The organism is Clostridium sp., assembly GCF_036642255.1.
GTDB lineage: Bacteria > Bacillota > Clostridia > Clostridiales > Clostridiaceae > Clostridium_J.
Genome location: NZ_JAVWDJ010000001.1, coordinates 123,136 through 136,129 on the forward strand (window position 1 = coordinate 123,136; position 12,994 = coordinate 136,129).

Annotated in this window: 10 protein-coding genes; 1 reads left to right on the forward strand and 9 read right to left on the reverse strand. The window is 31.6% G+C overall.

What is annotated here, in order from left to right:
• Positions 1-48: 48 nt before the first annotated feature.
• Positions 49-687, reverse strand: coding sequence for a redox-sensing transcriptional repressor Rex (locus tag RR409_RS00515; protein WP_332555755.1), 639 nt, complete (start codon positions 685-687; stop codon positions 49-51).
• A 694-nt stretch (positions 688-1,381) separates the two neighbouring features.
• On the opposite strand from RR409_RS00515, the gene RR409_RS00520 reads away from it, so the two are divergent.
• Complete coding sequence (locus RR409_RS00520; RefSeq protein ID WP_332555825.1) at positions 1,382-3,295, forward strand: ABC-F family ATP-binding cassette domain-containing protein; 1,914 nt, start codon at positions 1,382-1,384, stop codon at positions 3,293-3,295.
• Positions 3,296-3,456: 161 nt separating this feature from the next.
• Here RR409_RS00520 and RR409_RS00525 read toward each other — a convergent pair whose 3' ends face one another.
• From RR409_RS00525 to RR409_RS00560, 8 genes are all read right to left on the reverse strand, one after another.
• Positions 3,457-4,455: a M14 family zinc carboxypeptidase gene (locus RR409_RS00525; protein ID WP_332555826.1), complete on the reverse strand. Its 999-nt coding sequence runs from the start codon at positions 4,453-4,455 to the stop codon at positions 3,457-3,459.
• Between the two features lie 369 nt (positions 4,456-4,824).
• The gene (locus RR409_RS00530) at positions 4,825-5,616 is read right to left on the reverse strand and encodes an OAM dimerization domain-containing protein (protein WP_332555756.1); all 792 of its coding nucleotides are present in this window, start codon (positions 5,614-5,616) and stop codon (positions 4,825-4,827) included.
• The gene (locus tag RR409_RS00535) at positions 5,616-7,172 is read right to left on the reverse strand and encodes a lysine 5,6-aminomutase subunit alpha (RefSeq protein ID WP_332555757.1); all 1,557 of its coding nucleotides are present in this window, start codon (positions 7,170-7,172) and stop codon (positions 5,616-5,618) included. Before RR409_RS00535 ends, RR409_RS00530 begins: the two co-directional genes overlap by 1 nt.
• Positions 7,162-8,643 (reverse strand): hypothetical protein, encoded by a 1,482-nt coding sequence (locus RR409_RS00540; RefSeq protein ID WP_332555758.1) that lies wholly within the window; start codon positions 8,641-8,643, stop codon positions 7,162-7,164. The genes RR409_RS00535 and RR409_RS00540 overlap by 11 nt, the downstream gene beginning before the upstream one ends.
• 1 nt (position 8,644) lies before the next feature.
• Positions 8,645-9,670 carry a hypothetical protein gene (locus tag RR409_RS00545; protein WP_332555759.1) on the reverse strand — a complete coding sequence of 342 codons (1,026 nt, stop codon included), beginning with the start codon at positions 9,668-9,670 and terminating at the stop codon, positions 8,645-8,647.
• A gap of 59 nt (positions 9,671-9,729) precedes the next feature.
• Positions 9,730-10,977 (reverse strand): lysine 2,3-aminomutase, encoded by a 1,248-nt coding sequence (gene ablA, locus RR409_RS00550; protein ID WP_332555760.1) that lies wholly within the window; start codon positions 10,975-10,977, stop codon positions 9,730-9,732.
• Between the two features lie 70 nt (positions 10,978-11,047).
• On the reverse strand, positions 11,048-12,091 hold the full coding sequence (locus RR409_RS00555; protein WP_332555761.1) for an L-erythro-3,5-diaminohexanoate dehydrogenase: 1,044 nt from the start codon (positions 12,089-12,091) through the stop codon (positions 11,048-11,050).
• 36 nt (positions 12,092-12,127) lie between these two features.
• Complete coding sequence (locus RR409_RS00560; RefSeq protein WP_332555762.1) at positions 12,128-12,958, reverse strand: 3-keto-5-aminohexanoate cleavage protein; 831 nt, start codon at positions 12,956-12,958, stop codon at positions 12,128-12,130.
• Between the last annotated feature and the right edge of the window lie 36 nt (positions 12,959-12,994).

The following is a 12,994-nucleotide window of genomic DNA, read 5'->3' on the forward strand; positions in this document are numbered from 1 at the left end:
ATTCCTATCTTAGTAACATTAACTTAAAATGAAACTCAAATATGTGATTTATCCCTGGTCTTGTTCATTTAGCAAGTAGCTTAGAGTCATAAGACTTTCACTTAAATGAACATTTTCCACAATAACATCCTGTGGTACTTTCAAATCAATTGGAGCAAAGTTCCATATAGCTTTAACTTCATTTTTAGTTACTACATCAGCAACACTTTGAGCTCTATTCTTTGGAACACAAATAATTGCTATGTCGATTGTATTATTTTGCAAGAAACCATCTAATTCATCTATATCCTCAATAGCAATATCTCTTATTTTTAAACCTATAAGTTTTACATTAATATCAAAAATGCCTTTTAAATTAAAGGACATTTTGTCAAACTTTGTGTAATTGGCTATAGCCTGACCGATATTACCTGCACCTACAATCACCATATTGTATTCCTTGTTTAATCCTAAAATCCCTGCAATTTGATATAATAGCTCTTTAACATTATAACCATAACCTTGTTGGCCAAAATCTCCAAAACAGTTTAAATCTTGTCTAATTTGAGATGCAGTAAATCCAATTTTTTCACTTAATTCCTTAGAAGATATTCTATCTACATCATTTTTCACAAGTTCATTTAAGTATCTATAATATTTGGGCAATCTTTTAATAACTGCCATAGAAATATTCCTTTTTCTTTCCATTATGTCCACCCCTAACCTAATATTTATTATTTAACCTTCGCCTATTAATTCATAAATTTCATCCGTTAATTAAGTCTGTACAATAAATTTATAATTTATCTGTAAATTTATTAACACCCATACTCTTTGTGTAAATTCTCAGTACACTTTATGTAGTATATAAGAATAATACTACTATTAAATGTAAACTATTTATACTATGTGTTATTGTTAGTTAAAATATTATCTTTAGTATTATTTATTATATAAAATCCCTATAATTCATAACATATTGTAGATTTTTTAGTGTAGCTTAAATAATAATGAGAATTATGTATAAATATGTATTAACTCTCAATTATATATTATATCACTATTCTATAATGCAATCTATATTTTTTTGTAAAATACTTTAATATCTTCTTTTTAATTACACTTCAGTATTATGTATAAATCACCTTAAATCTAAACAATTACAAATAATAATGTTACTTATTTTCTTAACAAATAAAATGAATCTTATTTGTTATAAAATATACTTCTCAAACATTTTTCTCATCTGTAATTTTTTCATTTTTTTGTTTTTTTAAACATAAAAGTCTTATATTCTAATAAATAATTTTATTACTTACTTGTTTTTTGCAATATACAATAAATTTAACTACAAAAAGTAGCTTAATAATAGTAAAATATATAAGCGAGGATGGTGATGAACATGATAGTTTTAAGCTGCAAAGATATTCACAAAAGTTTTGGTATCGATATTATATTAAAAAATATCACGTTTAACATAAACGAGGGAGAAAAGATAGGGTTAATCGGAGCAAATGGTGCAGGAAAATCTACTTTATTTAAAATATTAACTTCTCAAACTGAGCAAGACAGTGGAGAATTATTCATAGATAAATCTAAAAAATTGGGATATTTATCTCAAAGTCTAGCACTAGAATCAGAAAACTCCATTTATACTGAAGTTTTAACTGTATTTAATAGCTTATTATTAATGGAAGAAAAACTTAAAGCCTTAGAAGAAAAGATGAATGAACCCTACGACTCTTCTAAGGAGGATTATCATAATAAAATAATCAAAGAATATACAACTTTATCTGAGGTTTATACAAATAACGGTGGTTATACCTATAAAGGTGAAATAAGTAGAATTTTGAAAGGTCTTGGCTTTAGTGAAGAGGATTACGGTAAATCAATAAGCATATTAAGCGGTGGTCAAAAAACTAGGGTTGCTTTGTGTAAGTTACTTTTAACCGCTCCAGATGTTCTTCTATTAGATGAGCCTACAAATCACCTTGATTTAGATGCCATTGAATGGTTAGAGGATTATTTGAAATCTTATAAAGGAACAATTATTGTCATATCCCACGATAGATTTTTCCTTGACGCCATAACCGATAGAACGCTAGAGCTCATTAATGGCATTATAGAGTCCTACAACGGAAATTACAGTACCTTTATAGAGTTAAGGAAACAAAACTATGAGGTGGCTTTAAAAGCTTATAATCTTCAACAAGGTGAGATTAAAAGGCAGGAAGAAATTATAGCAAGATATAAGTCCTTTAATAGAGAAAAAAGTGTAAAGGCTGCTGAAAGTCGTCAAAAGGCTTTAGATAAAATGGACAGAATCGAAGCACCTAATAAGGAACAAAAGGGATCAAAAATCAGATTTGAAACTCAAATTAAAAGTGGGAATGATGTTCTTTATATAGAGGATCTCTCTAAGTCATTTGGCGAAAAACTTTTATTTAAAGGTCTAAATATGGATGTTAAAAGAGAGGATAAAATTGCACTTATAGGTGAAAACGGCCGAGGAAAAACAACTTTATTTAAAATTATTATGAATGAAATTAAAGAAGATATTGGGTTTAAGGTTCTAGGCAAAAATGTATTTTTAGGTTATTACGATCAGGAACAATCAAACCTAAACTTTGATAAAACTATTTTAGATGAAGTATGGGACGATTTCCCACACATGACTACTACAGATATAAGGACTGCTTTAGCTGCATTTTTATTCACAGGAGAGGATGTATTCAAACAAATATCCACACTTAGTGGTGGAGAAAAGTGTAGAATTAACCTCCTAAAGCTAATGTTATCCAAGTCTAATTTTCTTTTATTAGATGAACCTACAAACCACTTAGATATAATGTCGCGTGAAGCCTTGGAAGATGCTATTATGAACTATGATGGTACAATTCTTGTAATTTCACATGATAGATATTTCTTAAATAAGGTTATAAGCAAAATCTTCGAACTTACTGAGGATGGTATCAAACAGTTTTTAGGTAACTACACGTATTATATGGAAAAGAAGAAAAATCCACTTAGATTCCAGTTAGAAGAAGAATATGATGGTCTAACTAAGACTCAAATAAAACTTGATAAAAAGAAGAAAAAGGAATTGGAGAAAGCTGAAAAGGAAAAAAAATCTCTTGTTAAAAATGTTGAAGATGATATTTCTAACCTAGAACGGGATTTAGAAGACCTTCAAAGTCAATTATGCCTCGAAGAGGTATACTCCAATCCTGAAAGAAGTATGGAAGTAAATAAATATATTTCTGAGTTAGAAGAGAAACTTCAAGAGCTTTATAATCAATGGGAAACTCTAGTGTAACCTAATGACATATACTTATGACATATACTTATGACATTTATTTCATCGAGGAAAAATCACCTATAAAAATCTTTATAGGTGATTTTGATTTTTGTAGAGCTTTATAATAAATTTTTACATTTCCCTCTGCTTTTTAGAACAATTTTTAATACTCATTACACCTACACTATAATAGAGGCACTCAAAAGCCTCTCTATGTTTTGTTTGTATAGTTTTGTAAAGTTTATAGAATCGCTTATAAACTCAACATCGTCTTCAATTCCAATAGTTATAGCAGGCTTATCAAATTCCGCTCTAAACCATTCCCTAAAACTAGAATATGTAAATCCTTCATGTTCACTACTAGTTTTCTTCCCCATTGAATACACACGTTTATCACTTACTAGGTATTTAAGATTTATCAATTTACTTTGCTGTTTTTTTAGATAATAAACCGCCTTTTCTTCTCTATGATAGCAAACAACCATTGAAAACTCTTCATTATTTATTAAATTCACTATAGCTTTTGTTTCAGCCTCACTTTCTGGCATTTCACCACAATAATTTTGAGGCCCAGGTTTAAATATGCCTATATTTGGTTCCTTTGCTTTCCGCTTATTCCAATATATATCGTAATTATAGTTTAAATCTACTCCTCTTATATTCGCATTCCAATTAGAGAAATCAAAACTATTATTGTTCCATTGTAATAGTTGCTCATAATACACATTATCTTTCTTTAGACCATTGACTACTAACTCCACCCCATCAGGATTTACCATGGGCATTATATAAAAAGTATATTTATTAAGAATATCATTTATAAGTACCTTACTAAAGGACTTATTGTATTCATAACAAATACATAAGTCCTCTACAAATTTCATTAGCATCAAAGAAGTAAGCCAATCATTTCCTGAATGGCTTCCACTATAGAATATTTTCTTTTCACCTTTCCCTATCTTCGCGTAGTAAAGATTTCTATTAGATTCCGTTTGACCTGCAGATTTTATGATAAGAAAGGAAAATCTTTTCACTAATAACTCAATATCGTTTACTAAGTTAAAATAATCATATTTTTCCTTATCACCTTCAATGATGCTTAATCCATATTCATTTCTTTTATAAAGGAATTTCTTTCTTAAATCTTGAATATACCGTTTAATAATAGAAGTGTGCATTATCACATTTCATCATCCTAACTAACTATATTTGAAATAACTATAAATAAACTTTATACTATGACATCTATAAAATTAATAGTTTATTAATATTTATTTCTAATGTTATTATGTGCGAAAAACTACATATTATTACACTGATTTACATTATTCATCACTTTTTACAAAAAAATATTTTGAAAGTAAAAAAGTCTATATTAAGTACTTAATATAAGTTTCACTAATAGCTGTAAGAACCATTGAAAGAAAAGCAAATATTTATATGCACTTCTTACTGTAATTAAATTTTTTAATTCTTGCAACTACACATTTTTTATAACCTCATATTAAAATAAAAAAGGCACAGAATCTAAGTTCTGTGCCCTAAAATTATTTATTTAAGCCTCTAGCTACCATTTCTGTAACTGCAAAGGATGCTACATCATCTGCATATTTTCCTGGTCCAAAACCTGCATCATATCCAAGTTCTTTAGCAAGTTCATGAGATATTCTTGGTCCACCACAAGCTAATATTACCTTATCTCTAATTCCTTCAGCTTCTAAAAGCTCTACTAGGTTAGTTAAGTTTTGAATGTGTACATCTTTTTGAGTAACTGTTTGAGAAACAAGCAATACATCTGCTTTAAGCTCTATAGCTTTTTTCACAAATTCTTCATTCTCAACTTGGCTTCCTAAGTTGTAAGCTTCTATCATTTCATATCTTTCAAGACCGTAATGTCCTGCAAAACCTTTCATGTTCATGATAGCATCTATACCAACAGTATGAGCATCTGTTCCTGTAGAAGCTCCGATAATAGTAACTTTTCTTCCAATGTTTTCTTTGATATATTCAGCAACCTGCTTCATATCCATAGTATCAACTTCTACTGTTTGAACATGAATCTCTTCATAGTTTACAGTATGTTGTAAAGAACCATATACTACATAGAAAGTAAATTCCTCATCAAGAGATTGATGATTAGCAACGTTAGGATCTTTTAAACCCATAGCTTTAGCTAATTGTGCTGCAGCTTCTATTCCTCTTTCATCATCTTTAACTGGTAAAGTAAAACTCACTTGAACTTTACCGTCATTCATAGTATCTCCGTAAGGCTTAAGCTTAGTTAAATCCAAATTTGTGTCATAGTCTCTTACTTCAGTTGAATATAATCCGCCGCTCATTATTTGTTACCTCCTAACATTAATTCTATGAATGGGTTGAAATATGCATTTTCAATCTCTACAACGCCAGTAAGTCCTTTTCCACCAGTAAGTGGTCTTTTGATACCAGCAAATTTACCTTGTTCAAGAGTTCTAAACAAGCCTTCTTTTTCAATTTCTTGAATTAAGTCAGCAGCTTTATTTACAACTTCATTAACTCTAGTTTGCATGATTCCACCTTCTTTGAAAGTGATTTCAGAACCAAGGTCTTTCATAGTGTTGAAGATATATTGAGCATTGTCTATAGAAATAGCTCTATCACTCATAAATGGAGTGTGAATAGCTTCTGTAAGCATTCCTAATAAATGTAACTTTTGAGATGTCATAATTGTAACCATGTTAAATAATGCATCTTGAACTTGACCTTTAAATATATCACCAGTCATGAACTTAGTTGGTGGCATATATTTAAGTGGTGCTTTAGGGAATATTTCTCTAGCCATTTGTGCTTGAGCAAGCTCAAATAAGAAACCATTTTCAACCTTTGGATCTATCTCAAAGGCATGACCAAGACCCATTTGCTCTTCTGGAAGACCAGCAAATAATGCAAATTGCTCGTTGATTATTTGAGATGCAAGTACTGTGTGCGCTTCTTCTACAGCATCTGCAGTTGTTAAGTAGTTATCTTCTCCGGTGTTTATGATAACTCCAGCAAATCCATTTATTATTCTTGAGAAATATTGGTCAACAATTGTTCTTTGCATGTTGATATCTCTAAATAATATTCCGTATAATGCGTCATTAAGCATTACATCAAGTCTTTCTAAAGCTCCCATTGCAGCAATTTCTGGCATACATAATCCTGAACAATAGTTACATAATCTTATGTATCTTCCTAATTCTTCACCCACTTCATCAAGAGCTGCTCTCATTAATCTGAAGTTCTCTTGTGTTGCAAATGTTCCTCCGAAACCTTCTGTAGTAGCGCCAAACGGAACATAGTCAAGTAAACTTTGTCCAGTTGTTCTAATAACAGCTATAACGTCTGCGCCTTGTTTAGCGGCAGCTTTAGCTTGAATTATATCTTCATAGATGTTTCCTGTAGCAACGATAACATAAAGGTATGGGCCTTGCTTATCACCGAATCTTCCAAGATACTCTTCTCTTTTTCCTCTGTTAGCTTTTATTGTTGCAACTGTAGCTTTTGCTACTTTATCAACAGCCATTTTAATTTCAAATGCATCGTGCATTGGTAATTTTGTTAAATCAACTTCACCTTTTGCTACTTTCTCAGCTATTTCTTGTGGAGTTAATCCCATTTCTATCATAGCATTTCCAATGAACATTGAAGCTCCTAATGCTAAGCCATTTCCATTTTTTATATTTTCAACTACTACGTTTGGTAGTGGTACTCCAAACTCATCTACACCATCTATTCCTAATAATCTACACACCGTTCTTTCTACAGCAACAGTTGTATGCTTATCTATAAAAGTTTGAGTATCTTCAGCTATTCTTCTAGCTGACTCTCTTGCTTTTGAAACCACTTCCCAATTTAAATTTAATTTACTTTCCATGGTTATCCTCCTCATCATAATAAGTTTTCGCAATATTAACTATGTCCTTTTCAAGTCCTAGGAGCATTGCAATATTAAGTGCATCTTTAGGCACTTTATTCTCTTTTGAAACCTTTTCAAGTTTATATTCCATATGTTCTTGAATTATTTCTACAGAATGAGTTTTATTCAAGTCTATCTTATATTTTAATCCTTGAAAATCTACATTTTTAAGCCCAGTAACCTGATAGTGCTCCATGTTATCTTCTACAACCCCATCATAGTGGGTAGAAATTACACTTACAGTTTTAAATTTTGTAAGATATGTGGCAAGAGATTTAACTAAATAATATCCTTCTTTAGGATTAGTACCTCTAGCAAATTCATCTAGAGCTACAAAACCATCGCCTCTTTTAACACATTCCACAACTTCCTTTAGCTTTATAATTTCTGCTCCAAAAGTACTTAAACCTTTAGATATTGATTGCATATCATCAGAAACAAAATATATAAAATCTAATATTGGAAAAGTTGCTTTCTTAGCAAACACGTAGAATCCCATTTCGCCAAGAAACAAATTTAAAACAAGGGTTTTTAAAGCAACACTTTTTCCACCCATGTTGGCACCAGTGATCACTGTGGTACCAGCAGTAAGTTCAATACTTACAGGAGTAAATGCTTTACTCTTCTTCTCTAAAATATTCTTAATTTCAGGATTAAAGGCATCCCTAAGCTTTATATTCTTATGTTGTGATATGCTAGGTTTAACACAACCATATTTTATTGCAAGTTTAGCTTTAGCAATTAATAAATCAAGTACACCAATAATCTTTAAATTTTTCTCTATTTTTTTAGAATAAGTAGAAAGTTTCTCAGTCAATTCTCTTCTTATTTTTAACTCTTCTTCATCCTCTAAAATAACTAAATCTAAACGCTGCTCTTTAAGTTTAGCTATTTCTTCTTCATCTTTAGACCCGAAAATCTCTTTTTCCTTTTGTCTCTTTTGTTCCCTTATATCCCTAAGCTGCAAACTATATTCATCATAAATATAGAAAGTAGACATACTTTTCTTTTGTGGATCTAAAATATCAACCACATCTTTTAAAGAATCCAATTTAATTTTATCAATATCTAGGTCTAGGAAATCCAAAATACTTCTCAATTCTTCATTTATAATTGAAAAGTATTTTATTTCATACAACTCTACTTCATCTAGGGTCTCTTTTTCCTTGCATCTTTTTACCGATGCTTTAATGTCCTTTATCTTACATAATATCCTTCCAATATCCCCAAATTCACAAGAATATTTGTTTAAAGCCCTTATGAGTTTTTCTATATTTCCTAATTCTTCTTCTAATTCTTCTCTTTCTGTAATTTTATATGGTCTCAAGAGTTTTTTCTCTTCCATACCATAGAAAGTAGTTATTTCTAATTCATCCATTACGAAAGAAAAGCCAATTTGCTCACGTTGTTCTTTATCTAAAAATTTCATATTATGAACCTCCAATCACGTCAAACACTGGTACATTTAAAACTTCTCTTAGGCCAGTTAAAAACTTATCCTTAGGAAACTCGTAGCCATATGGTGACTTTGGATTAGATGTAACACAGACAACATTAATCTTATCAATAACCTTTATAACGCCACCTTGTTTTTGAAACTTATAAAGTGTATCACTAGTTAAAAACACTTTTGTACCATCTTCCACTAAAAAGGTAACATTTTTATAAAGATTTGTGGATTTCATAACATTTTCTATCAGCTTATCAGTGATAACTCCTTTTATAACAACATAAGTTACAGTTTTATCTAGAGCCTCTACTATTTCTTTTGAAGCTTCTAGGGCGGTTAAAACTTCTAATGTTCTATAAGTGTTATCTTCATAAATTAATCCTATTCTACCCTCATTAACAATTTCTTTAGATAGATTAATGATGATCTCATCTTCTTCGCTAGGCAAACTCAGTAATTCTACTGTATGTTTAGTTTCATCTATAACTTTTCTCATGCTTCTTGATAGGGCTGCACCAGTAGATAAGATAGTTGCTTTCGTTATGGCGGGTGAAGCAAAAGTCTTTCTGCTTAATGCTCCATCAATTATAACTAGATCACAGTTAAGAGATAAAAGTTCTTCTCGTATATTGGCTAGATATGTGTTTAGGGATGGCCCCCCTAAATCAACATAACCATCACTTATTGCTCTACATATTATTACTTCACCCATAGGAGTATGAATTCCTGTGGTTTTAATTATTTCTCTCGTAATATCACTATTAAATAGGCATTGTTTTGCCGTGGCTAAAACAGTGCCCTTTTCAATGTATATCTTTGGTTTTTCTGTAGCGGTAACTCTATCTATCTCTTCCCCATCGCGTCCTATAGAAGTAAGCCCAAGGGATAAATTACCCCTGGCTTCCTTCAATATATGGTTTAAAGTAGTAGTCTTACCTACATTTTTATTCATTCCTATGATAGATACACTGTCATAGGATTTTATTAACTTTAAAATTTCATTCATAAAATCACTCGATTTCTGAAATTATTTTATTTCCAAAGCTCTCTTATTTCTGCAAGAAATTAGTGAGCGCTTCTTTCATTTCTCTCAAGTCCCATTGGTTCAAGAGCTAATTTTTCCCCATTTAGAAGGCCTGCTACACCAACTTTATGAACTGCTTTCTTACCAGTGCAAACATCACAAGTACATCCAGGTGTGTAGTTTGTTGGTTGAGAATAAGTTGTGATAACTCCTTCAAAGTTTCTTAAAACAACTTTATCGTGGCTTTGAGAAATTATATAGTTAGGCATTACTGGAGTTTTTCCACCACCGCCTGGAGCGTCAACAACGAAAGTTGGTACACAGTATCCAGAAGTATGGCCTCTTAAACCTTCAATGATTTCTATACCTTTAGAAACTGGAGTTCTGAAGTGCTCTAGTCCTAATGATAAGTCACATTGGTAAATGTAGTATGGTCTAACTCTAATTTTTACAAGATCGTGTACTAAGTCTTTCATTACATGTACGCAATCATTTATTCCTCTTAAAAGAACTGATTGGTTTCCTAGTGGAATACCAGCATTAGCCATTTTAGCACAAGCTTCTTTAGCTTCTTCAGTTACTTCATTTGGGTGATTAAAGTGAGTGTTTAACCAGATTGGGTGATATTTTTTAAGCATATTTACAAGGTCATCAGTTATTCTTTGTGGCATAACAACTGGTACTCTTGATCCTAATCTTATAATTTCTACGTGTGGTATTGCTCTTAATTTGCTGATGATATATTCTAATGTGTCATCATTAACTAATAGTGCATCTCCACCAGATAAAAGAACGTCTCTTACTACTGGATTATTTCTGATGTACTCGATAGCTTTGTCGATTCTTTCCATTGGCATTGAATCATCACTTTGTCCAGCAAATCTTCTTCTTGTACAGTGTCTGCAGTACATTGAACATTGGTCAGTGATTAATAATAATACTCTATCTGGGTATCTATGAGTTAATCCTGGCACTGGAGAATCTGTATCCTCGTGAAGTGGATCTTCTAAATCCGCAGCAGATTGGTGTGTCTCTAATCCTGTTGGAATAGCTTGCTTTCTCACTGGATCCTCTGGGTTAGTTGGATCGATTAATGATAAGTAGTAAGGAGTTATAGCCATTCTTAATGTTTGAAGACATTTTTTAGCTCCTTCTTCTTCTTCTTCAGTTAGAGGAACATACTTCTTTAAATCCTCTAAAGTTTCAATTCTATTTCTTGTTTGCCATTTCCAGTCATTCCATTGCTCATCAGTTACATTTGGAAATAATTCATGTCTACGATTAATCATTTTACTTTCCCCCCGAATTTATAATTTAATGTATTTTCATACTTTATTTTAATTTAAAGTGTAGTTTTAATTAAACGTATAGCTCTTCAAACATTTTTCTTAAGTTTGCATTTTCTCTTAACTCTTCAAGAGTTATTTCAGCATGTCCTTTAGTGTATCCGTTTCCTATAATCATAGTTACGTCCTTACCTACACCTTCTGCTCCTAATGCTGCTTTTGTAAAGCTTGTAGCCATTGAGAAGAAGTAAACTATACCATCATCTTTAACTGGTAATATAGTTGACATTTCAGTGTTTGCTACGTTAACGCAGTTGATAGAAACATCAACTTCTTTACCGTTGTTATTTTCTTTAGCTAAATTCATAACATCTACTGGTTTAGTAGCATCTCCAATAACTATAATTAGTCTTGATCCAAAGTCTAATCTTCTTAATCTTGAAGCTTCTTCTTCATTTCTTACAAGAGCTATAACTCTTCCAGTTGGTCCAACTCTCTTAACGCCTTCATAACAGCAAAGCATTCCTGATTTTCCTGCTCCTCCTAGTATTAAAACTGTTTGTCCTGGAGTAACAAGTTTAGCAACTTGAGCTGGTGCTCCTGCAACATCTAATGCAGCTAATGCTAATGTTTCTTCCATATCTTTTGGAAGTTTTGCATATAAACCGCTTTCGAAAAGAACAGCTTTTCCTTTGATTTCAACTCTATCGATATCTGGTTTAATATCTATTATTTCATCAATTCTTAGTGGAGTTAATGAAAGTGATACTAATGTAGCAATTTTATCTCCAACTACTAAGTCAGTTGTTCCCTCTAATGCTTCTCCAATTTTTTCAATTGTTCCTATAAGCATTCCACCTGATCCTGTAACTGGGTTTTGCATTTTTCCTTTTTCAGCAACGATTTCAAGGATTTTTGCTTTTATTTTTTCAATATCATGATTAGCTTCTTCTTCAATTTGAGTGAAGCTTGCTGAATCGATATTTAAAGCTTGAACATCGATTAAAATTTCGTTATCATAAATGTCCATGTCATTATCAATTTTCACCGCTGGTTGTGGTAATACTGATTTTGGTTCTATAACTCTGTGAGTTCCATATTTACATCCTTTTTTCATTTTTAAGACCCCTTTCAACGATAAATAAAATATTTATTATACTTCTAATGGTTTTAAGTTTAGGATTTCTCTAGCTTCTTTAGGAGTTGCAATTTCTCTTCCAAGTTCTTTTGCTATTCTAACAACCTTTTCTACAAGAACTGCATTAGACTCAGCCATTACTCCCTTTTCTACATATATGTTATCCTCAAAACCCACTCTAACATGGCCACCAGTTAAGATTGCCATTGTAGCTAATGAAAACTCGTATCTTCCTATTCCTGCTACTGTAAAAGTACTTCCTGCTGGAATGCTCTCCTTCATGAATAAGAAATCTCTCATCTCTCCAGATATTCCACCATTTACACCCATAACAAAACTAAAGTGCATTGGTGCTTTTATGTAGCCTTTTTTATGAAGTCTTATAGCCATGTCTATCATGCCTTTATCAAACACTTCAAGTTCTGGTTTTACTCCCATTTGGATCATCTTTTCACCGAAAGCTTTTATTGTATTCTCAGTATTAACGAAAACTTCATCTCCACCAAAGTTACAAGTTCCACAATCTAGTGTAGCCATTTCTGGTGCTAAATCAACTGGTTGTAATCTTTCTTCATTACTCATACCAACTGCTCCACCTGTTGAAGGTTGAATTATAGCATCTGGGCATCTTCTTCTGATTTCTTCCATACACTGTCTAAATCTTTCTCTGTCTTGAGTTGGCGTTCCATCATCTTTTCTTACATGCAGATGAATAATACTAGCACCTGCTTTATAAGCTTTTTCAGCCTCTATTCCAATTTCTTCAACAGTGTAAGGAACATTTGGGTTATGATCTTTTGTAACTTCCGCTCCACAAATAGCTGCAGTTATTATTAATTTTTCCATAATCTTATACCTCCATATAGAGTTATATTTACTTAA

Coding starts and splice junctions, on each gene's coding strand:
- ablA (WP_332555760.1), bottom strand. CDS start 10,977: ATGATTAATCGTAGACATGAATTATTTCCAAATGTAACTGATGAGCAA.
- RR409_RS00525 (WP_332555826.1), bottom strand. CDS start 4,455: ATGCACACTTCTATTATTAAACGGTATATTCAAGATTTAAGAAAGAAA.
- RR409_RS00530 (WP_332555756.1), bottom strand. CDS start 5,616: ATGAGCGGCGGATTATATTCAACTGAAGTAAGAGACTATGACACAAAT.
- RR409_RS00515 (WP_332555755.1), bottom strand. CDS start 687: ATGGAAAGAAAAAGGAATATTTCTATGGCAGTTATTAAAAGATTGCCC.
- RR409_RS00520 (WP_332555825.1), top strand. CDS start 1,382: ATGATAGTTTTAAGCTGCAAAGATATTCACAAAAGTTTTGGTATCGAT.
- RR409_RS00535 (WP_332555757.1), bottom strand. CDS start 7,172: ATGGAAAGTAAATTAAATTTAAATTGGGAAGTGGTTTCAAAAGCAAGA.
- RR409_RS00540 (WP_332555758.1), bottom strand. CDS start 8,643: ATGAAATTTTTAGATAAAGAACAACGTGAGCAAATTGGCTTTTCTTTC.
- RR409_RS00555 (WP_332555761.1), bottom strand. CDS start 12,091: ATGAAAAAAGGATGTAAATATGGAACTCACAGAGTTATAGAACCAAAA.
- RR409_RS00560 (WP_332555762.1), bottom strand. CDS start 12,958: ATGGAAAAATTAATAATAACTGCAGCTATTTGTGGAGCGGAAGTTACA.
- RR409_RS00545 (WP_332555759.1), bottom strand. CDS start 9,670: ATGAATGAAATTTTAAAGTTAATAAAATCCTATGACAGTGTATCTATC.